This window comes from Stenotrophomonas sp. PD6 (assembly GCF_049199305.1).
In the GTDB taxonomy this organism is placed as follows: Bacteria; Pseudomonadota; Gammaproteobacteria; order Xanthomonadales; family Xanthomonadaceae; genus Stenotrophomonas.
This window is the reverse complement of sequence record NZ_JBLZQD010000017.1, coordinates 61,025-80,736: the sequence shown is the minus strand read 5'-3', so window position 1 is coordinate 80,736 and position 19,712 is coordinate 61,025. Positions and strand designations below refer to the sequence as shown.

General features: G+C 65.5%; 14 protein-coding genes and 10 tRNA genes. 6 read left to right on the top strand and 18 right to left on the bottom strand.

Features of this window, described 5'->3' with window-relative positions:
* Positions 1 to 39 precede the first annotated feature (39 nt).
* The 15 genes from ACOZHM_RS18265 to ACOZHM_RS18195 all read right to left on the bottom strand — a co-directional run bounded on the left by ACOZHM_RS18265 (position 40) and on the right by ACOZHM_RS18195 (position 8,724).
* Positions 40 to 116 (bottom strand) — tRNA-Asp (locus ACOZHM_RS18265).
* A gap of 88 nt (positions 117 to 204) precedes the next feature.
* Positions 205 to 281, bottom strand: a tRNA-Asp gene (locus tag ACOZHM_RS18260).
* Positions 282 to 367: 86 nt separating this feature from the next.
* Positions 368 to 444, bottom strand: a tRNA-Asp gene (locus ACOZHM_RS18255).
* Between the two features lie 27 nt (positions 445 to 471).
* A tRNA-Val gene (locus tag ACOZHM_RS18250) sits at positions 472 to 546 on the bottom strand.
* 11 nt (positions 547 to 557) lie between these two features.
* Positions 558 to 830 (bottom strand): HU family DNA-binding protein, encoded by a 273-nt coding sequence (locus ACOZHM_RS18245; protein WP_421570718.1) that lies wholly within the window; start codon positions 828 to 830, stop codon positions 558 to 560.
* Positions 831 to 1,035: 205 nt separating this feature from the next.
* Entirely contained in the window at positions 1,036 to 3,498 is a 2,463-nt protein-coding gene (gene lon / locus ACOZHM_RS18240) for an endopeptidase La (RefSeq protein ID WP_421570717.1), read from the bottom strand.
* A gap of 142 nt (positions 3,499 to 3,640) precedes the next feature.
* Entirely contained in the window at positions 3,641 to 4,930 is a 1,290-nt protein-coding gene (gene clpX / locus ACOZHM_RS18235; RefSeq protein ID WP_421570716.1) for an ATP-dependent Clp protease ATP-binding subunit ClpX, read from the bottom strand.
* A gap of 126 nt (positions 4,931 to 5,056) precedes the next feature.
* On the bottom strand, positions 5,057 to 5,683 hold the full coding sequence (clpP, locus tag ACOZHM_RS18230; protein ID WP_421570715.1) for an ATP-dependent Clp endopeptidase proteolytic subunit ClpP: 627 nt from the start codon (positions 5,681 to 5,683) through the stop codon (positions 5,057 to 5,059).
* A 66-nt stretch (positions 5,684 to 5,749) separates the two neighbouring features.
* Positions 5,750 to 7,045 (bottom strand): trigger factor, encoded by a 1,296-nt coding sequence (gene tig, locus ACOZHM_RS18225; protein ID WP_421570714.1) that lies wholly within the window; start codon positions 7,043 to 7,045, stop codon positions 5,750 to 5,752.
* A 304-nt stretch (positions 7,046 to 7,349) separates the two neighbouring features.
* A tRNA-Leu gene (locus ACOZHM_RS18220) sits at positions 7,350 to 7,434 on the bottom strand.
* A 381-nt stretch (positions 7,435 to 7,815) separates the two neighbouring features.
* A tRNA-Lys gene (locus ACOZHM_RS18215) sits at positions 7,816 to 7,891 on the bottom strand.
* 348 nt (positions 7,892 to 8,239) lie between these two features.
* A tRNA-Lys gene (locus tag ACOZHM_RS18210) sits at positions 8,240 to 8,315 on the bottom strand.
* Between the two features lie 84 nt (positions 8,316 to 8,399).
* Positions 8,400 to 8,476: transfer RNA gene (locus ACOZHM_RS18205), tRNA-His, on the bottom strand.
* Between the two features lie 48 nt (positions 8,477 to 8,524).
* A tRNA-Arg gene (locus ACOZHM_RS18200) sits at positions 8,525 to 8,601 on the bottom strand.
* 46 nt (positions 8,602 to 8,647) lie between these two features.
* A tRNA-Pro gene (locus ACOZHM_RS18195) sits at positions 8,648 to 8,724 on the bottom strand.
* Positions 8,725 to 8,895: 171 nt separating this feature from the next.
* On the opposite strand from ACOZHM_RS18195, the gene ACOZHM_RS18190 reads away from it, so the two are divergent.
* Positions 8,896 to 9,654 carry a Bax inhibitor-1/YccA family protein gene (locus tag ACOZHM_RS18190; protein WP_421570713.1) on the top strand — a complete coding sequence of 253 codons (759 nt, stop codon included), beginning with the start codon at positions 8,896 to 8,898 and terminating at the stop codon, positions 9,652 to 9,654.
* A 151-nt stretch (positions 9,655 to 9,805) separates the two neighbouring features.
* Here ACOZHM_RS18190 and ACOZHM_RS18185 read toward each other — a convergent pair whose 3' ends face one another.
* The 3 genes from ACOZHM_RS18185 to grxC form a co-directional block, all read right to left on the bottom strand.
* Positions 9,806 to 10,813, bottom strand: a complete 1,008-nt coding sequence (locus tag ACOZHM_RS18185; RefSeq protein WP_421570712.1) for an isocitrate dehydrogenase — start codon at positions 10,811 to 10,813, stop codon at positions 9,806 to 9,808.
* A 204-nt stretch (positions 10,814 to 11,017) separates the two neighbouring features.
* Positions 11,018 to 11,410, bottom strand: a complete 393-nt coding sequence (locus ACOZHM_RS18180; protein ID WP_421570711.1) for a carboxymuconolactone decarboxylase family protein — start codon at positions 11,408 to 11,410, stop codon at positions 11,018 to 11,020.
* Positions 11,407 to 11,703 carry a glutaredoxin 3 gene (grxC, locus tag ACOZHM_RS18175; protein ID WP_421570710.1) on the bottom strand — a complete coding sequence of 99 codons (297 nt, stop codon included), beginning with the start codon at positions 11,701 to 11,703 and terminating at the stop codon, positions 11,407 to 11,409. Before grxC ends, ACOZHM_RS18180 begins: the two co-directional genes overlap by 4 nt.
* A gap of 155 nt (positions 11,704 to 11,858) precedes the next feature.
* Between grxC and ACOZHM_RS18170 the strand changes: the two genes are divergently transcribed.
* From ACOZHM_RS18170 to ppx, 5 genes are all read left to right on the top strand, one after another.
* A complete protein-coding gene (locus ACOZHM_RS18170; RefSeq protein ID WP_421570709.1) occupies positions 11,859 to 13,499 on the top strand; it encodes a M48 family metalloprotease in 1,641 nt (546 codons plus the stop codon).
* 122 nt (positions 13,500 to 13,621) lie between these two features.
* A complete protein-coding gene (gene phoB, locus ACOZHM_RS18165; protein WP_123728486.1) occupies positions 13,622 to 14,311 on the top strand; it encodes a phosphate regulon transcriptional regulator PhoB in 690 nt (229 codons plus the stop codon).
* Between the two features lie 69 nt (positions 14,312 to 14,380).
* Complete coding sequence (phoR, locus tag ACOZHM_RS18160; protein WP_421570708.1) at positions 14,381 to 15,721, top strand: phosphate regulon sensor histidine kinase PhoR; 1,341 nt, start codon at positions 14,381 to 14,383, stop codon at positions 15,719 to 15,721.
* Positions 15,718 to 17,799 carry a polyphosphate kinase 1 gene (gene ppk1 / locus ACOZHM_RS18155; RefSeq protein WP_421570707.1) on the top strand — a complete coding sequence of 694 codons (2,082 nt, stop codon included), beginning with the start codon at positions 15,718 to 15,720 and terminating at the stop codon, positions 17,797 to 17,799. Before phoR ends, ppk1 begins: the two co-directional genes overlap by 4 nt.
* A 54-nt stretch (positions 17,800 to 17,853) precedes the next feature.
* Entirely contained in the window at positions 17,854 to 19,380 is a 1,527-nt protein-coding gene (gene ppx, locus ACOZHM_RS18150; RefSeq protein ID WP_421570706.1) for an exopolyphosphatase, read from the top strand.
* Positions 19,381 to 19,712: the final 332 nt, after the last annotated feature.

The window sequence follows — 19,712 nt, the reverse complement described above, 5'->3', positions numbered from 1 at the left end:
AAGAAAAGCCCCCGGCTTTCGCCAGGGGCCTTCAAGAATTGGCGGAGCGGACGGGACTCGAACCCGCGACCTCCGGCGTGACAGGCCAGCATTCTAACCAGCTGAACTACCGCTCCGCGCTTGAAACTTTGCAGGCGCTCATTATATCCGAAGATATTCAGAAAACCCACCCCGAATTACTGCTTTTCGAGGATTTTTTGTAACTGGCGGAGCGGACGGGACTCGAACCCGCGACCTCCGGCGTGACAGGCCAGCATTCTAACCAGCTGAACTACCGCTCCGCACTAAAACCTTCTGCTGCCTTCCGCGACGATCTGGATCGTTGCAGAAAACAAGGCCCCCGATCTCTCAGGGGCCTCGTTGAAACTGGCGGAGCGGACGGGACTCGAACCCGCGACCTCCGGCGTGACAGGCCAGCATTCTAACCAGCTGAACTACCGCTCCACATTTCAAACGTTTACTGCGGTGCTGTGGTGGGTGCTGAGGGTTTCGAACCCCCGACCCTCTCCGTGTAAAGGAGACGCTCTACCGCTGAGCTAAGCACCCCAGCAAGCCGCTTAGTTTACGGCATCCTTCAGGGCTTTGCCAGCCTTGAACGACGGATTGTTCGACGCTTCGATCTTGATGGTGTCGCCGGTCTTCGGGTTACGGCCGGTGCGCGCAGCGCGCGCGCGAACCTGGAACGTACCGAAGCCCACCAGCGTCACTGCGTCGCCGCCCTTCAGGGCCTTGGTGATGGTGGCGACAACGGCGTCGACGGCGCGAGCTGCATCGGTCTTGGTCAGGTCGGCGGCAGAGGCAACGGCGTCGATCAATTCGGTCTTATTCATTCTGTACAGCTCCTTTGGCGGGGATTCCGCATGTTCGACAGTGAAGCACCCGACCCACAATGCGGCCGGATGCCAGTGAAGTTCTCGATTCGCCCTCATCAGCATGTGCTGACTCGCGAGTGGTGCTTTTATACCAGCGCACCCCTACCCGCGCAAGCTGAAAAGCTAATAACGACGCGGGTTTCGGGCATTTCTGTAATGCGCGTCAGTGCTTGACGCGCGTCGTGGAAGCTGTCTTGCCCTTGCTCCGCACTGTGACGCGCTGCCCATCCTTCTTGGGCTTCGGCGCGGTCAGCGGGGTCTCCAGGGCCAGGTCCAGCACCTCTTCGATCCACTTCACCGGCACGATCTTCAGGTCGCGCGTCACGTTGGCCGGAATGTCGGCCAGGTCCTTGCGGTTCTCTTCCGGGATGATCACCGTGGTGATGCCACCGCGCAGCGCCGCCAGCAGCTTCTCCTTCAGCCCACCGATGGCGGTGACGCGGCCACGCAGCGTGATCTCGCCGGTCATGGCCACCTCGGCACGGATCGGCACCTTGGTCAGCGTGGACACCAGCGAGGTCACCATCGCGATGCCGGCGCTGGGGCCGTCCTTCGGGGTGGCACCGTCAGGCACGTGCACGTGCACGTCGTGCTTCTGCAGGAACTCGTTGTCGATGCCCAGCCGCTCGGCGCGCGAACGCACCACCGACAGGGCCGCCGAGGCGGATTCCTTCATCACGTTGCCGAGCTGGCCGGTCAGGATCAGCTGGCCCTTGCCCGGCACCAGGGTTGATTCGATCTGCAGCAGGTCGCCACCGACCTCGGTCCAGGCCAGGCCGGTGACCAGGCCGATCTCGTTCTGCTCCTCGGCACGACCGAAGTCGACCCGGCGCACGCCCAGGTACTTGTCGAGGTTCTTGCCGTTGACCACGACCAGCGCCTTGTTCTTCGCGGTCTTCCTGCCCGCCTTGACCGGCTTGGCCGGCGCGGCAGGACCAGCCAGCGCGATCTCCTTGACCACCTTGCGGCAGATCTTGGCGACTTCGCGCTCGAGGTTGCGCACGCCCGATTCGCGCGTGTAGTAGCGCACGATGTCCTGGATGGCGTCGGCCTCGATCTCCAGCTCTTCCGGCTTCAAGCCGTTGGCCTTGATCTGCTTGGGCACCAGGTAGCGCATGGCGATGTTGAGCTTCTCATCCTCGGTGTAACCGGGGATGCGGATGACTTCCATGCGGTCCAGCAGCGGCCCGGGAATGTTGAGCGAGTTGGAGGTCGCCACGAACATCACTTCGGACAGGTCCAGGTCCACTTCCAGGTAGTGGTCGTTGAACGCGTTGTTCTGCTCCGGGTCGAGCACTTCCAGCAGCGCCGAGGACGGGTCGCCGCGGAAGTCCATCGACATCTTGTCGATCTCGTCGAGCACGAACAGCGCGTTCTTGCTGCCCACCTTGTTGAGGTTCTGCACGATGCGACCCGGCATGGAGCCGACGTAGGTGCGGCGATGGCCACGGATCTCGGCCTCGTCGCGCACGCCGCCCAGGCTCATGCGCACGAACTTGCGGTTGGTGGCCTTGGCGATGGACTGGCCCAGCGAGGTCTTGCCCACGCCCGGCGGCCCGACCAGGCACAGGATCGGGCCCTTCATCTGCTTCACGCGCGACTGCACCGCCAGGTATTCCAGGATGCGGTCCTTGACCTTTTCCAGACCGAAATGATCGGCGTCCAGGGTGTCCTGAGCGGCCTTGAGGTCCTTGCGCACCTTGGTGCGCTTCTTCCACGGCACGCCCAGCAGCCAGTCGAGGTAGTTGCGCACCACCGCCGCTTCGGCCGACATCGGCGACATCTGCTTGAGCTTGTTCAGCTCGGCCTTGGCCTTGGCTTCCACCGGCTTGGGCATGCCCGCTTCGGCGATCTTGCGCGCCAGCTCTTCCAGCTCGCCGGGCGCGTCGTCCAGGTCGCCCAGTTCCTTCTGGATGGCCTTCATCTGTTCGTTGAGGTAGTACTCGCGCTGGCTCTTTTCCATCTGCGACTTCACGCGGCCGCGGATGCGCTTTTCCATCTGCTGCACGTCGATCTCGCCGTCGACCAGGCCGACCAGCATCTCCAGGCGGTCGCCGATCTGCAGGGTCTCCAGCAGGCGCTGCTTGTCGGCCAGGCGCACGCTGATGTGCGCGGCAATGGTGTCGGCCAGGCGGGCGGGTTCGTCGATGCCGGCCAGGGTCTGCAGCAGCTCCGGCGGCAGCTTGCGGTTGGTCTTGACGTACTGTTCGAACAGCGACATCAGCGAACGGGCGATCGCCTCGATCTCGCGCGGTTCGCGCGATTCGTCGGACTCGATTTCCTCGCCCACGCCGTGCAGCGCGCCATCGCGCTCGGTGACCTGGGTGACGTTGACGCGCGACAGGCCTTCGACCAGCACCTTGATGGTGCCATCGGGCAGTTTGAGCAGCTGCAGGACCTGGGCCAGGGTGCCCACCTGGTAGAGGTCGGCGGCGGACGGGTCGTCGGTCTCGGCCGACTTCTGCGCCAGCAGCAGGATGCGCTTGTCCGCCTCCATGGCCTGCTCCAGGGCATGCATGGACTTGTCACGGCCGACGAACAGCGGAATGACCATGTGCGGGAACACCACCACGTCGCGCAGCGGCAGTACCGGCAGGTCGAGAGTCTCAGTAGGGGAACGGGCCATGTGGGCTCCAGTTGAGCAGTGGGGATGGCCTCCGGGCAGCTTCACCCGGATACAAAAAAGCCGATGGCCCCGTTATGGGGCCATCGGCGTCCAGATGCAAGATGCTCTGAAAAACTTCTATCAATTCAAACGCTTGAACTGATTATTCAGCACCAGCCGCCTTCTGTTCAGGGGCGGGCGGGGTCTGGTAGATCAGGTACGGTTCGGACTTGTGCTCGATCACCGATTCGTCCACCACCACCTTGCTGACGTTTTCTGCCGAAGGCAGGTCGTACATGGTGTCCAGCAGGACCGATTCGACGATGGTACGCAGGCCACGGGCGCCGGTCTTGCGCTTGAGCGCCTTGCGGGCGATCGCCGCCAACGCGTCGGGGCGGAACTCCAGCTCGACGTGCTCCATCTCGAACAGTTTCTTGAACTGCTTGGTGATGGCATTCTTCGGCTCGGTCAGGATCCGTACCAGGGCGGCCTCGTCCAGCTCTTCCAGGGTTGCCACGACCGGCAGGCGGCCGACGAACTCGGGAATGAGGCCGAACTTGATCAGGTCTTCCGGCTCGACTTCGGCCAGCACCTTGCCCACTTCCTGCTTGCGCTCGGAGCTCTTCACCTTGGCGCCGAAACCGATGCCGCCCGAATCGTTGGAACGCGCCTGGATCACCTTGTCCAGCCCGGCGAACGCGCCGCCGCAGATGAACAGGATGTTCTTGGTGTCCACCTGCAGGAATTCCTGCTGCGGATGCTTGCGGCCGCCCTGCGGCGGAACGCTGGCCACGGTGCCTTCGATCAGCTTCAGCAGCGCCTGCTGCACGCCTTCGCCGGACACGTCACGGGTGATCGACGGATTCTCACTCTTACGCGAGATCTTGTCGATTTCATCGATGTAGACGATGCCCTGCTGCGCCTTCTCGACGTCGTAGTCGCACTTCTGCAGCAGCTTCTGGATGATGTTTTCCACGTCCTCGCCCACGTAACCGGCCTCGGTCAGCGTGGTGGCGTCGGCCATGGTGAACGGCACATTGAGCAGGCGGGCCAGGGTCTCGGCCAGCAGCGTCTTGCCCGAACCGGTCGGACCGACCAGCAGGATGTTCGACTTCGCCAGTTCGACTTCGTCGTTCTTCTGGCGGCTCTCGATGCGCTTGTAGTGGTTGTATACGGCCACGGCCAGCGTGCGCTTGGCCCGGTTCTGGCCAATCACGTACTGGTCCAGGACCTCGAGGATCTCGCGCGGCTTGGGCAGCGAACTGCGCGCCGACTGCGCCTTTTCCTCGAGCTCTTCACGGATGATGTCGTTGCACAGCTCCACGCATTCATCGCAGATGAACACGCTCGGCCCAGCAATCAGCTTGCGCACCTCGTGCTGGCTCTTTCCGCAGAAAGAGCAGTAGAGGATCTTGCCGGTGTCCGTGGAACGACCTTGGCGGTCTTCGCTCATGCTTCGCTTACCCAGTTACCCCACCCGCTGAACGGGGGTTCGATTCGAGAATAGCACAGGGCCGGGAGGACGCCAGTCCAGCCCGACCCCGAGGAAACAGGCCGGTTTCCCGGCCTGGCGGCACTATCAGGCCGGGGTGATCGACTCTTCCGGACGACGTTCCAGCACCGAGTCGACCAGACCGTAGGCCACCGCATCGGCCGCGCTCTTGAAGTTGTCGCGCTCGGTATCGCGCGCGATGGTCTCCAGCGACTGGCCGGTGTGCTTGGCCAGCACCTCGTTCAGACGCGAACGCAGGGTCAGGATCTCGCGGGCGTGGATGTCGATGTCCGTGGCCTGGCCCTGGAAGCCACCCAGCGGCTGGTGGATCATGACGCGCGAATTGGGCAGCGCATAACGCTTGCCCGCGGCGCCCGATGCCAGCAGCAGCGCGCCCATGGAGGCGGCCTGGCCGACGCAGATGGTGCTCACGTCCGGCTTGATGTACTGCATGGTGTCGTAGATCGCCATGCCGGCGGTGACTACGCCACCGGGCGAGTTGATGTAGATGCTGATGTCCTTTTCCGGGTTGTCCGCTTCCAGGAACAGCAGCTGCGCCACCACCACGTTGGCCATGTGATCGTCGATCGGGCCCACGAGGAAGATCAGGCGCTCCTTCAACAGGCGCGAATAGATGTCATAGGCGCGCTCGCCGCGGCTGGTCTGTTCGACCACCATCGGAACCATGTTCAGGGCTGTGGTTCGGTTGTCCATTAGTGAGGCACCTATTTTGGGGGGAACAACCCCGCGCCGGGGCGCGGGGCGTAAAACACGGGCCGCTTACTGGCGGATCGCGTCTTGGAACGACAGCTGCTCTTCGGTGTGCTGGGCGCGCTCGGCGATCCAGTCGATCACCTGCTCTTCCATCACGCGATTCTGCAGCCCACTCATCAGCTGGGGGTCGTTGCGGTACATCTCAATGACCTGCTCCGGCTCTTCATAGGTGGAGGCGATCAGACGCATGGTTTCGTTCAGGCGCTTGGGGTCCAGGCGCAGGTCGTTCTTGCGGGCCACTTCACCGACCAGCAGGCCGACCAGCACGCGCTTGGCGGCGGCGTCCTTGAAGCCTTCATGGGCGTCGGCCGGGATTTCGCCCGGGTTGCGGCCGCTGCGGCGGATCTGCTCGACCTGCTGGGCCAGCATGGCACGGGCTTCGTTCTCGACCAGGCGCGGCGGCATTTCGACCGAGGCGTAGGCCGCGATCAGCTGCTCGCCCACTTCGCGGCGCAGGCGGTTCATCAGCGCGCCCTTCAGCTCGCGCTCCAGGTTGGCGCGGATGTCGGTGCGGAACTGCTCCACATCGCCACCCTTCACGCCGAAGCTCTTGATGAAGTCGGCATCGACCTCCGGCAGCACCGGCTCGGACACGTCCACCGCCTTCACGGTGACCTTGACCTGCTTGCCCGCCAGCGCCGGCACGCGCCAGTCGGCCGGGAATTCGACGTCCAGGGTCTTTTCTTCACCCTTGGCCAGGCCGACCAGGCCCTGCTCGATCTGCTCGAACATCATGCCCTGGCCCACCACGACGCTGCCCTTTTCGGTCCCTTCGGCCGGCAGGCGCTCGTCGCCGGCCTGCGACCAGGTTTCCAGCGCGACCAGGTCACCGTCCTTGGCGCCGCGGTCAACCGGGCTCCAGCTGCGGCGCTGCTCGCGCAGGTTGGTGATCATCTGGTCGATGTCGCCGTCGTTGATCTCGGCGACGTGGCGCACCACGGTCAGCTTGGCAACGTCGACGTCGCCGAAGTCCGGCACCAGCTCGACGGTGGCCACGAAGGAGAATTCGCCCTCGTCACCCTTGTCGATGCGCGGCGCGCCGGCAATGCGCAGCTCGTGCTCGCGGATGGCGGCATCGAAGGTCTCGCGCAGCAGGCCGTCGACGGCTTCGCTGCGGACCTGCTGGCCGAAGCGCTGCTCGATCACCTTGGCCGGCACCTTGCCCGGGCGGAAGCCCTTGATGCGCGCGGTACGGGCGATTTCACCCAGACGGCCGCTGATGTGGGTCTGCAGGCGGTCTTCCGGCAGCGAGAAGGTCAGGCGGCGTTCCAGATTGCCGGTGGATTCGATCGAAGCTTGCATGTTGACTCCTGCCACCGGTAGGCACGCCCCCGGCACGAATTGATGGATGAAACGGGTTGTAAGACGGCGGCGTCGTGGACGCGCATGCCTGCCGCAGCCCTGTAGTTTGGCCGATAACGGCCAGCGCCGCCAGCACGGGGCCGGGAGCGTCAATCCGGGGGCGGTTCAGGGGGCGGATCGGGCACCGCTGGACGGTCCGGGGCGCTGCCCGGGAAGGACCTTCCCTGGGACCAGTGCAGCCCCATCGCCAGCGCTTGCCGACGCGTTCAGCCCGGAGGTGTGCGCCGAAGGCTCGGCGCCGACCTGGTGCGAAAGGGGGGACTCGAACCCCCACGCCTTGCGGCACTGGAACCTAAATCCAGGGCGTCTACCAATTCCGCCACTTTCGCGTAGGCGCGCATTATGGCGGCGGGCGGTGGCGGCGTCGACCTTCGCGTGGTGCCACGTGAGATCGCCCACCCGTAGAGCCACCCCATGGGTGGCTGCGCGATGCCGGGTCGCGCGCAAGAAAAAAGCCACCCGGCGGACCGGATGGCTTTTGTCTTGGTGGGCTGTCAAGGATTCGAACCTTGGGGAAGCTGCCGCGCATTCGCGCCGCAGCCCCACCCTTTGCTGCGCAAAGCGCGGGCCCCTCTCATCAGCACCCACATCCCCGCGGCTTCGCCGCGCCCCCTTGACTCAAGGGGGCTTTTCTCCAGGACATCCGCGCAAGGCCTGCCTGGATGACAGGCAAGAAAAAAGCCACCCGGCGGACCGGATGGCTTTTGTCTTGGTGGGCTGTCAAGGATTCGAACCTTGGACCTATTGATTAAGAGTCAACTGCTCTACCAACTGAGCTAACAGCCCGAAAATCGGGAGGCGAATTATGACGCAATGCGGCAGGAGGTTGCAAGGGGTTTTTATGAACGCCTGACAGGCGGCTTCCGTTGGATCCAAACGTCGGCCGGAGGATCGGGACCGCGACGCATCGGCTTCGGACGCTTGTGCCGCGCTGCGCGCGGTTGCCACCCATGGGGTGGCACTACGAATCGTTACGTGCGCAGGACGATGAAGGGCAAATCGCGTAGCGACACGCCATGCGTGTCCGCGCAATGCCCGAACGAAGCAGCGGGTAGAGCCACCCCATGGGTGGCTGCGCGATGCCGAATCGTAGACAAGAAAAAAGCCACCCGGCGAACCGGATGGCTTCTGTCTTGGTGGGCTGTCAAGGATTCGAACCTTGGACCTATTGATTAAGAGTCAACTGCTCTACCAACTGAGCTAACAGCCCTGAAAACTCAGGCGCGTAGTGTAACGTTTGCGCCTTTTTTTGCAACCCCGATTCACTTTCGATGAAACGGGTTCTTCAAATCAGTGGGGTGGCTGAGGGGACTCGAACCCCCGACCTCCGGAATCACAATCCGGAACTCTAACCAACTGAGCTACAGCCACCACTGAAAACTGTTTATTCGTTTTTGAAACACCTGGCGTTTGCGCCAGTGGCGCGCCCGACAGGAATCGAACCTGTAACCGCCGGCTTAGAAGGCCGGTGCTCTATCCAGTTGAGCTACGGGCGCTCTGACCGGATTGTCGCATTCCCATCCCGATTTGAGCAGCGGGATTTGGTCGGGGTAGAGGGATTCGAACCCCCGACATCCTGCTCCCAAAGCAGGCGCGCTACCAGACTGCGCTATACCCCGGTGGTTTCATCCCTCGAGGTTCCCCCCGAAAGAGCCGCCTATTGTGGGAATCGGCCACGCATCTGTCAACGGTTTTCACGGAATTTTTCACATTCGTGATCAGGGGGCCTTACGCTATGCTCTGTTCAGCGGCCGGATGGCCCGGAACCCTACCCTTCAAGGAGATTGGCAATGCGCAGCGGCAACCCCGCACTTTCGGAGTCGACCTTCCTCGACCTGGCCAGCGGCTCGGTCGTGACCTCACCCGACCAGGTGATGACGATCAACGGCACGGTCAACAAGACCGGCATCCTGTTGTTGCTGACGGTGATCACCGCCGCGTTCGCCTGGAGCCAGACCCTCGGCGCCGACGGCCAGATCGCACCGGGCGCGATGATCTATGCCGTCGGTGGCGCCATCGGCGGGCTGATCCTGGCGCTGGTGACGGTGTTCAAGAAGGAATGGTCGCCGGTCACCGCGCCGATGTACGCGCTGGTGGAAGGCTTCTTCCTGGGCGCCATCTCGGCCGTGTTCGAGGCGCGCTTCCCGGGCATCGTGTTCCAGGCGGTACTGCTCACCTTCGGCACCCTGTTCGCCCTGCTGGTGGCCTACCGCAGCGGCCTGATCAAGGTCACCGAGAACTTCAAGCTGGGCGTGGTCGCCGCCACCGGTGGCATCGCCCTGCTGTACCTGGCCTCGTTCGTGCTGAGCTTCTTCAACATCAACGTACCGGTGATCCATGAAGCCAGCTGGCTGGGCATCGCCTTCAGCCTGTTCGTGGTGGTGGTGGCCGCACTGAACCTGGTGCTGGACTTCGACTTCATCGAAACCGGTGCCGCCGCGCGCGCGCCGAAGTACATGGAGTGGTACGGCGCGTTCGGGCTGATGGTCACGCTGGTGTGGCTGTATGTGGAATTCCTGCGGTTGCTGTCGAAGCTGCAGTCGCGCTGATTCACTGAAGCAACGCCGAACAAAAAAGGGCACCCGATGGGTGCCCTTTTTCGTTGGGTGAAGCAGCCGACTAACAGTCGGCTCTACCCCGTCGGTTCTTCACGCCGGTTCATCCCGCCGGTTCGTCCCGCCGGCGCATCCCACCAAGCCCTTACAGGCGGCTGGCGATGGCCTGGGCGAAGCCCATGGTGTTGCCGGTGCCGCCGAGGTCGCCGGTCAGCGAGTCCTTGGCTTCCAGCGTGGCGACGATGGCCTTGCGCAGGCGCTCGGCATTGGCGGTCTGGCCGACATGGTCGAGCATCTGCGCGGCGGCGAGCAGCAGCGCGCACGGATTGGCCTTGCCCTGGCCGGCGATGTCCGGCGCGGTGCCGTGCACGGCTTCGAAGATCGCCGCGTCCTTGCCGATGTTGGCACCCGGGGCCAGGCCCAGGCCGCCGACGAGGCCGGCGCACAGGTCGGAGATGATGTCGCCGAACAGGTTGGTGGTCACGATCACGTCGAACTGCTCCGGACGCATCACCAGCTGCATGCAGCAGTTGTCGACGATCATTTCCTGGAACTCGATGTCCGGGTACTCGGCCGCCACTTCGCGCGCCACGGCCAGGAACAGGCCCGAGGTCGACTTGATGATGTTGGCCTTGTGCACCGCGGTGACCTTCTTGCGGCCGTTGCTGCGGGCCAGCTCGAAGGCGTAACGCACGATGCGGTCGGAGCCCTTGCGGGTGATCCGGGTGCCGGAGAACGCGGTTTCACCGTCGGCCGACACTTCCTGGCCTTCGGCCAGATAAGCGCCTTCGGTGTTCTCACGGACGGTGATCAGGTCCACGCCGCTGCCGAAGCGCGACTTGGTATTCGGGAACGACACCGCCGGACGCACGTTGGCGTACAGGTCGAAGTGGCGACGCAGACTGACGTTGATCGAGGTGAAGCCGCCACCGACCGGAGTGGTCAGCGGGCTCTTCAGCGCGATCTTGTTGCGTGCAATGGATTCCAGCGTGGACGCCGGCATCAGGTCGCCGTGCTTTTCCAGCGCGACCAGGCCTGCGTCGGCATCTTCGTATTCAAAGCCGGTGTCGAGCTTGCCGAGCACGAACAGCGTAGCGTCCATGATCTCCGGGCCGATGCCGTCACCGCGGATGACCGTGATTTTCTGCGTCATTTGATCTGTTTCCGAACCGAGGGGGAGCGCCGTCCAGCAGGTCCGCAAGACATCGGCGCAAGGGAAGTTTCACTCGCAATTATGCCTTACCCGGCGGCGGGACCCCAAGTTAGCCATTGGTCCCACCCGGTAGCGCCGGCCGTTGGCCGGCCACCCTGTTGCGTACGGCGTTCATGAAGGCCGGCCAACGGCCGGCGCTACCCGTCAATGCTCGTGAACGGCCGGGGCGTCGGCGCCGCCTTCCAGCTGGTCCAGGAAGTCCACCGCCCGGCGCAGGTGCGGGATGACGATGGAGCCGCCGACCACCAGGCCCACCGAGAAGGTCTCGAAGAACTCCTCGCGGGTCACCCCGGCGTCCTTGCACTGGGCCACGTGGTAGCTGATGCAGTCGTCGCAGCGCAGCACCATGGAGGCGACCAGGCCGAGCAGTTCCTTGGTCTTCACATCCAGCGCGCCGGCCTGGTAGGTCTGGGTGTCGAGCGCGAAGAAGCGCCGCACCACCTGGTTGGGCTCGCCCAGGATGCGCTGGTTCATGCGCTGGCGGAATTCGGTGAACTCGGCGATGCGGTCCTTGCTGCCGTCGTCGGAAGCGCTCATGCGCCCTCCCCGTTCAGCAGCGGCTCGAGCTTGCCTTCCCGGTGCAGGGCGATCATGTCGTCGTAGCCGCCCACGTGAACCTCACCGACGAAGATCTGCGGCACGCTGGTGCGGCGCGTCTTGGCCATCATCTTTTCGCGCTCGGCCGGGTCCAGGTCGATGCGGACCTCGGTCCAGCTCTCGCCCTTGCTCTTCAGGAAGTTCTTGGCGGCCACGCAGTACGGGCATACGGCGGTCGAATAGATGGTGATGGGCGGCTTCCCACCCGGGTTGGCAGCGGCATCTTGGTTCACGGGAAACTCCACAGCGGAACGAGTGTCTGTATATGGTAGCCGTCGGCTGGATTTTCCATGTCATCACCGCAACACTGTGGATTAACCGCAGCTTTGCACATGGCCTGTCACGCTGACGCCCTTGCCCGCTGCCCCGGCCCCACCAGGAGTTCCGTTTGCGCACCCTGCTGCTCTCTGCTGCGTTGACCCTCGCCCTGGCCGCGCCGTTGGCCTCGGCCCAGGACAGCAAGCTGCCCGACATCGGCTCCTCGGCGGGCGAACTGCTGACCCCGGCGCGGCAGGCCGAGTACGGCGGCATGATGCTGCGCGAGCTGCGCAACTACGGCTACCTGCTGGATGACCCGCTGGTGGACGACTGGCTGCAGACCATGGGCGCGCGGCTGGGCTCCAACAGCGCCCAGCCCCGCCAGTCCTACACCTTCTTCATGCTCAGGGACCGGCAGATCAATGCCTTCGCTACCCTGGGCGGCTATGTGGGGGTCAACGCCGGCCTGGTACTGACCGCCGAGCGCGAGGATGAAGTGGCGGCCGTGCTGTCCCACGAAATCGCCCACGTGACCCAGCAGCATGTGCTGCGCGGGGTGGAACGGGCCCAGCGCGACCAGATTCCGATCCTGCTGGGCATGCTGGCGGCGGTGGTGGCCGCGCAGCAGGCCGGCGGCAATTCCTCGGGCGATGCGACCATGGCCGCGATCACCTCCGGCATGGGGCTGATGCAGCAGCGGCAGATCAACTACACCCGCAGCAACGAGTCCGAGGCCGACCGCCTGGGCATCCGCACGCTGGCCCGCAGCGGCTACGACGTGGATGCGATGGCCGGCTTCTTCGAGCGCATGTCCGCCTCGATGCGCGGCAATGCCGGCGGCTATTCGGTTCCGGACTTCCTGCAGACCCACCCGGTCAACACCACCCGCATCAGCGAGGCCAAGGCCCGCGCCGAGCAGATGAAGAAGGACACCGTGCTGCTCACCACCGCCGTGCCCGGCGGGGTGCGCCAGGAGCGCGTTGACCCGTCCGACCCGGCCCTGTCCGACCCGCTGGTCAGGCGCGGCAACCCGCTGCTGCCGGCGTCGATGCAGATTTCGGTCAACGCATTGCAACGCGGCCCCACCGGGCAGTTCGAGTGGGCGCGCGAGCGGCTGCGCGTGCTCAGTGCCGATACCCCGGGCGAGCTGGCGACCGAGTACCAGAACCTGCAGCGCGCGCAGAAGAACGGCCTGAGCGACGCCCAGCGCTACGGCCTGGCCCTGGCCCAGCTGCGCAACAGCGGCGCGGCCCAGGCGCGGGTGACGCTGGCCGACCTGCTGCAGACCCACCCGGACAACCTGTGGGTGGCGCTGGCGCTGGGCGAGGCCGAGTCGCGCTCCGGCCAGCCGGCGCAGGCCAACGCCCGCTTCGACACCCTGCTGCGCCAGCACCCCGGCAGCCGGCCGGTGGCGCTGACCTATGCGGAAGTCCTGAATGAACAGGGCGGGCGCGAGGCCGGCCAGCGCGCCCAGGCGATGCTGCGCCCGCTGCTGTCGCAAAGCGGAAATGATCCGGTCTTCCAGCAGCGCTACGCCCGCGCCAGCGAACTGGCCGGCGACACGGTCCGCGCCAGCGAAGCCTATGCCGAGGCCGCCTTCCTCAATGGCCGCCCGGAGCAGGCCCTGATGCAGCTGCAGGCGCTGAAGAAGCAGCCGGGGCTGGATTACGTGGGCCGGGCCCGGGTCGATGCCCGGATCGAGAGCATCACCCCGACCGTTCTGGAGATGCGCCGACAGGGCATCAACGATCCCGAACTGGAGCGCCGCTGAGGTCGTCGCGGCCGGGCCGGTATGACCGCGGGATGGCAGGCGGGCCCAGGTCGTCACAAACATGTCATGAAACCGTAGTCTACTGGGCTCAATCCCGATCTGATGAGTAATACGGTGGGCACGTGCAGAAACGCATCCTGATCGTCGACGACGAACCCGCGATCCGCGAGATGGTCGCCTTTGCCCTTCGCAAGGGCGACTACGACCCCATTCATGCCGGCGACGCCCGCGAGGCTCAGACGGCGATCGCCGACCGCGTGCCGGACCTGATCCTGCTCGACTGGATGTTGCCAGGTACCAGCGGCCTGGACCTGGCTCGGCGCTGGCGCAAGGAGGCGCTCACCCGTGAGGTGCCGATCATCATGCTGACCGCGCGCGGCGAAGAAAACGACCGTGTCGGCGGCCTGGAAGCCGGCGTGGACGACTACGTGGTCAAGCCGTTCTCGGCACGCGAACTGCTGGCCCGCATCCGTGCGGTGATGCGCCGCGCCCGCGACGACGACGAGGACGGCAGCGTGGCGGTCGGTACGATCCGCATCGACGGCGCCGCGCACCGCGTGTTCGCCGGTGACCAGCCCGTGCCGATCGGCCCGACCGAGTACCGCCTGCTGCACTTCTTCATGACCCACCCCGAACGGGTGTACACCCGTGCGCAGCTGCTGGACCATGTCTGGGGCGGCAGTGTGTACGTGGAAGAACGTACCATCGACGTGCACATCCGCCGGCTGCGCAAGACGCTGGAGCCGTTCGCGGCGGAGAACATGGTCCAGACCGTGCGCGGCGCGGGTTACCGGTTCTCTACGTCGACCTGATCGCACCTTTCCAGCGGGGTAGAACCCCTTGATTCAGCGGGGCAGAGCCCCGCTTTACGTGAGATTGCAATGCCGCGCCACATCCGTTCTGCCTGGTTGAAAACCCTTGCCACGCTCGCCGTGCTGCTGCTCGCGGCCGGGCTGCTGGGCCTCGCAACCGGGCATGTGTGGATGTGCATCGCACTGGCGTCCATCGGGGCGCTGGCCTGGCATTACTGGCGGCTGCGCAAGGTGCTGCGCCGGCTGACGGCGCGGCAGCGCTGGGACATGAGCGGCGGCAACGGCGTGTGGAACGAGCTGGACCGCCTGCTGTACCGCAATCAGCTGGAAATGCGTACGCGCAAGCGGCGCCTGCTGGACATGCTGCGCAGCTACCGCGCCGCCGCCGCCGCGCTGCCCGACGCGGTGGTGGTGGTGGACCGCAACAGCCAGCGCGTGCAGTGGTTCAACGAGGCGGCGACCTCGCTGCTGGGGCTGCATCACCCGGGCGATCTCGGCGAGGCCCTGGTCGAACGCCTGCAGCCCATGCCGCTGGCGCATTGGCTGGCCGGCGGCCGCAACGCCGAACCGATCCTGGACGTGCCCTCCCCGGTCGATCCGGCGATCCGGCTCAACCTGCGCCTGATTCCCTATTCGCCGGACTACTGGCTGCTGATCGCACGCGACGTCAGCAAGCTGCTGCGGCTGGAACAGGTGCGCCGCGACTTCGTCGCCAACGTTTCGCACGAACTGCGCACCCCGCTCACCGTGGTGCACGGCTACCTGGACATGATGGAGCCGGAAGACTTCCCCGGCACCGGCCCGATGCTGGAGGAAATGCGCAAGCAGTCCCAGCGCATGGCGCAGCTGGTCGAAGACCTGCTGACCCTGTCGCGGCTGGAATCGCAGGAACACACCGAAGAAGAGACCGTGGCGATGGCGCCGATGCTGGCCACGCTGCGCCGCGAAGCCGAGGCGCATAGCCAGAGCCGCCATACCATCAGCGTGATCGACAGCGCCGGGGTCGACCTGCAGGGGTCCAACAAGGAACTGCACAGCGCCTTCTCCAACCTGGTCACCAACGCGGTGCGCTACACCCCGGCCGGTGGCCGGGTCGAAGTGGAGCTGGCGCGCGAGGGCCAAGGCGTGGTGCTGGCGGTGCGTGACACCGGCTACGGCATCCCGGCCACCCACCTGCCGCGCCTGACCGAGCGCTTCTACCGTGTTTCCAGCAGCCGCTCACGCGAGAGCGGCGGCACCGGGCTGGGCCTGTCGATCGTCAAACATATCCTGGGCCTGCACCACGCACGCCTGGAAATCCAGAGCGAGGTCGGCAAGGGCAGTGTGTTCTCATGCCACTTCGATGCCGACCATGTGCGTGAGCGCACCGAAGTGGCCTCCCTTCCTTCAGCAGAAGACTTCTCCGCATGAGCACCCTTGTTCCCATCGCCGTGCCGGCGGACACCGACCCGCTGCGCGACCCCGCGTTGTACATCAACCGCGAGCTGTCGCAGCTGGACTTCAATTTCCGGGTACTGGCCCAGGCCATGGACCCGCAGGTGCCGGTGCTGGAGCGACTGCGCTTCATGTGCATCTCCTGCACCAACCTGGACGAGTTCTTCGAGATCCGCGCCGCGGCCGTGCGCCACGCCCAGGAATTCGGCCTGCCGCCGGCACCGGACGGCATGACCCCGCAGACGATCCTCAACGCCATCCATGATCGCGCCGCGCAGCTGGTGGACCAGCAGTACCGCTGCTGGAACGAGACGCTGCGCCCGGCGCTGCATGAAGCCGGCATCGACGTGCTCGGCCGCCACTCCTGGAACCATCGCCAGAAGCGCTGGCTGCGCGCGTACTTCCGCAACGAGATCATGCCGGTGCTGTCGCCGCTGGGCCTGGATCCGTCGCACCCGTTCCCGAAGATCCTCAACAAGTCGCTGAACATCGTGGTGGTGCTCAAGGGCACCGATGCGTTCGGCCGCGCCGGTCACCTGGCCATCGTGCGCGCGCCGCGCTCGCTGCCGCGCATCATCCAGCTGCCCGCCTCGCTGGGCAGTGCGCAGACCTATGTATTCCTGTCCTCGGTGCTGTCCACCTTCGTCGGCGAGCTGTTCCCCGGCATGGAAGTCCAGGGCGCCTACCAGTTCCGCGTGACCCGCAACTCCGAGCTGGTGGTGGACGAGGAGGAAGTGGAGAACCTGGCGCTGGCGCTGCGCGACGAGCTGGTCGACCGCGGTTACCGGCCGGCCGTGCGCCTGGAGATCGCGCAGGATTGCCCGCGCGACATCGTGCGCACCCTGCTGCAGAACTTCGGGCTGACCGAGAACGCGGTGTACCGCATCGACGGTCCGGTCAACCTCAACCGCGTGATCCAGCTGTACGACCTGCTGGCCCGTCCGGAACTGAAGTACCCACCGATGAACCCGCGCACGCTGCGCGACAGCGACGGCATCTTCGAGGTGGTCGCGCGCCGCGATGTGCTGCTGCACCACCCCTTCGACGCGTTCACCGCCGTGCTGGACCTGATCAAGCAGGCCGCGGTGGACCCGAACGTGCTGGCGATCAAGCAGACGCTGTACCGCACCGGCAAGGATTCGCTGATCGTCGATGCGCTGATCCTGGCCGCGCGCAACGGCAAGGACGTCACCGTGGTGGTGGAGCTGCGCGCGCGCTTCGACGAAGAGGCCAACCTGGGCCTGGCCGACCGCCTGCAGGAGGCTGGCGTGCAGGTGGTGTACGGCGTGGTCGGCTACAAGACCCACGCCAAGATGCTGCTGATCGTGCGCCGCGAGGGCCGCAAGCTGCGCCGCTACGTGCACCTGGGCACGGGCAACTACCACAGCGGCACGGCGCGCGCGTACACCGACCTGAGCCTGATCACCGCCGATGCCGACATCGGCAATGACGTGCACCTGCTGTTCCAGCAGCTGTCCGGGCTGGCCCCGCGTACCCGCCTCAAGCGCCTGTTGCAGTCGCCGTTCACCCTGCACGACGGCCTGCTGCAGAAGATCGAACGCGAAATGCGCCTGGCCAGCAGCGGTCGCCCGGGGCGGATCATCGCCAAGATGAATGCCCTCAACGAACCGCAGGTGGTGCGCGCGCTGTATGCCGCTTCCCAGGCCGGCGTGCAGATCGACCTGATCGTGCGTGGCGCGTGCACGCTGCGCCCCGGCGTGCCGGGCGTGTCCGACAACATCCGGGTGCGTTCCATTGTCGGGCGCTTCCTGGAGCACAGCCGCGTGTACTGGTTCGGCAACGACGGCGCCTCGGAGCTGTACTGCGCCAGCGCGGACTGGCTGGAACGCAATCTGCTGCGCCGGGTCGAAACCTGCTTCCCCATCCTGGACCCGGAGCTGGCGCGCAAGGTCTACCGCGACGTGCTGCAGAACTACCTGGACGACAACCTCAACGCGTGGGAGCTGCAGGCCGACGGCAACTACACCAAGTGCGCGCCCGGCCACGACGAGGCACCGCACTCGGCGCAGATGGCGTTGATGCGGGGATTGTAGGATGTGAAGGCCGCGCGGTGACGCGGCGACCCACCCTTCGGCTACCATTCGGCCATGCCGCATACCTCCACGACTCCGCCCGCCCTGCAGGATGGCGACCTGCTCGCCGCCATCGACCTGGGTTCCAATAGTTTCCACATGGTCATCGCGCGATACACGCTCGGGCAGCTGCGGGTGGTCGACCGCCTGCGCGAGACCGTGCGCATGGCCGACGGCCTGGATGGCAAGGGCGGCCTGTCCGCCGAGGCCCGCCAGCGCGCGCTGGAATGCCTGGCCCGCTTCGGCCAGCGCATCCGCGCCGTTCCCCCGATCCGCGTGCGTGCACTGGCTACCAATACCGTGCGCCAGCTGCGCTCGCCGCAGGCCTTCCTGATGCCGGCCGAAACCGCGCTGGGACATTCCATTGAAGTGGTCAGCGGACGCGAAGAGGCCCGCCTGATCTACCTGGGCGTGGCCCATGCGCAGCCGCCCAAGCCCGACCAGCGCCGGCTGGTGATCGACATCGGCGGCGGCTCCACTGAATTCATCATCGGCCAGGGCATGCAGACGCTGGAACGCGAAAGCCTGCAGGCCGGCTGCATCGCCAGCACCCGGCGCTTCTTCCCGGGCGGCAAGCTGAGCCGCAAGCGCTGGAAGGACGCGCTGACCGAGATCGGCGCCGAGTTCCAGCAGTTCGCCACCAAGTACCGCTCGCTGGGCTGGCAGGAAGCGCTGGGCTCGTCGGGCACGCACAAGGCGATCAGCGAAATCTGCGCCACCATGAAGCTGAGCAAGGGCGCGATCACCGCCGAGGCGTTGCCGCAACTGCGCGACGAACTGCTCAAGGCCAAGCGCATCGAGGACATCAACCTGCCCGGCCTGTCGGCCGACCGCCGGCCGATCATCGCCGGCGGCATTCTGGTGCTGGAGGCGGCCTTCCAGGCGCTGGGCCTGCAGAAGCTGCTGGTCAGCAAGGCCGCCATGCGCGAGGGCATCCTGTACGACATCCTGGGCCGCGCCAGCGAGAACGACCTGCGCGACGAGTCGGTGGAAGCACTGACGCTGCGCTACGGCATCGACATCGCCCAGGCCACGCGCGTGGAACGCACCGCGATGAGCCTGCTGGACCAGGTCGACGACAGCTGGCAGCTCGACCCGGACGATGCCCGCATGCTGGGCTGGTCCGCCCGCCTGCACGAACTGGGGCTGATGATCGCCCACAGTGGCTACCACGTGCATGGCAGCTATGTGCTGGAGAACTCGGACATCGCCGGCTTCTCACGCCAGGAGCAGCAGCTGCTGGCCGCGCTGGTGCGCAGCCACCGACGCAACGTGTCCAAGTCCGCGTTCGACGCCCTGCCCGAACGCCTGCTGCTGCCGGCCCGGCGCATGACCGCCCTGCTGCGGCTGGCGGTGCTGCTCAACCGCGCCCATGAAGACATCCCGATGCCGGCGCTGGAACTCAGTGCCGACGACACCCGGCTGTCGCTGATCCTGCCGCAGGCCTATATCGATGCCCGGCCCCTGCTGCGCGCCGACCTGATCGGCGAGATCGACGGCATGGCCAGCCTCGGGATCCAGTTCCGCCCCTTTGTGGCCTGAGTCCCGCCCGGGGCTCCCTCCCGCCTGCTGCTCAACCGCGCAGATCCCGACCCCGGCGGTCGGGATTTGCGCGATTGAGCATGCTGCATTGCAGCAACTCGATACAAACTGACACGAATGGATACCGGGCGTAACGCGTGCCCGTTGTCACAATGTGTTGATTTTCATGCAAATTCATCTCGTTCGTTACACAGTCGTGAAATATTTTTGGCGAAAGCATTTACATAGGCTTAACGACTGGGACTAAGATCGGATCACCGGCCCGTTTCGGGTCGGTTTTCAGGGACGGCGGGGAACTTGGGCCCCCGCCAACCCTTTTTGATTCAGTTCCG

Excerpts from the sequence above, each read along its gene's own strand:
- ACOZHM_RS18245 (WP_421570718.1), bottom strand. The coding sequence starts at position 830 with ATGAATAAGACCGAATTGATCGACGCCGTTGCCTCTGCCGCCGACCTG.
- lon (WP_421570717.1), bottom strand. The coding sequence starts at position 3,498 with ATGGCCCGTTCCCCTACTGAGACTCTCGACCTGCCGGTACTGCCGCTG.
- clpX (WP_421570716.1), bottom strand. The coding sequence starts at position 4,930 with ATGAGCGAAGACCGCCAAGGTCGTTCCACGGACACCGGCAAGATCCTC.
- clpP (WP_421570715.1), bottom strand. The coding sequence starts at position 5,683 with ATGGACAACCGAACCACAGCCCTGAACATGGTTCCGATGGTGGTCGAA.
- tig (WP_421570714.1), bottom strand. The coding sequence starts at position 7,045 with ATGCAAGCTTCGATCGAATCCACCGGCAATCTGGAACGCCGCCTGACC.
- ACOZHM_RS18190 (WP_421570713.1), top strand. The coding sequence starts at position 8,896 with ATGCGCAGCGGCAACCCCGCACTTTCGGAGTCGACCTTCCTCGACCTG.
- ACOZHM_RS18185 (WP_421570712.1), bottom strand. The coding sequence starts at position 10,813 with ATGACGCAGAAAATCACGGTCATCCGCGGTGACGGCATCGGCCCGGAG.
- ACOZHM_RS18180 (WP_421570711.1), bottom strand. The coding sequence starts at position 11,410 with ATGAGCGCTTCCGACGACGGCAGCAAGGACCGCATCGCCGAGTTCACC.
- phoR (WP_421570708.1), top strand. The coding sequence starts at position 14,381 with ATGCCGCGCCACATCCGTTCTGCCTGGTTGAAAACCCTTGCCACGCTC.
- ppk1 (WP_421570707.1), top strand. The coding sequence starts at position 15,718 with ATGAGCACCCTTGTTCCCATCGCCGTGCCGGCGGACACCGACCCGCTG.
- ppx (WP_421570706.1), top strand. The coding sequence starts at position 17,854 with ATGCCGCATACCTCCACGACTCCGCCCGCCCTGCAGGATGGCGACCTG.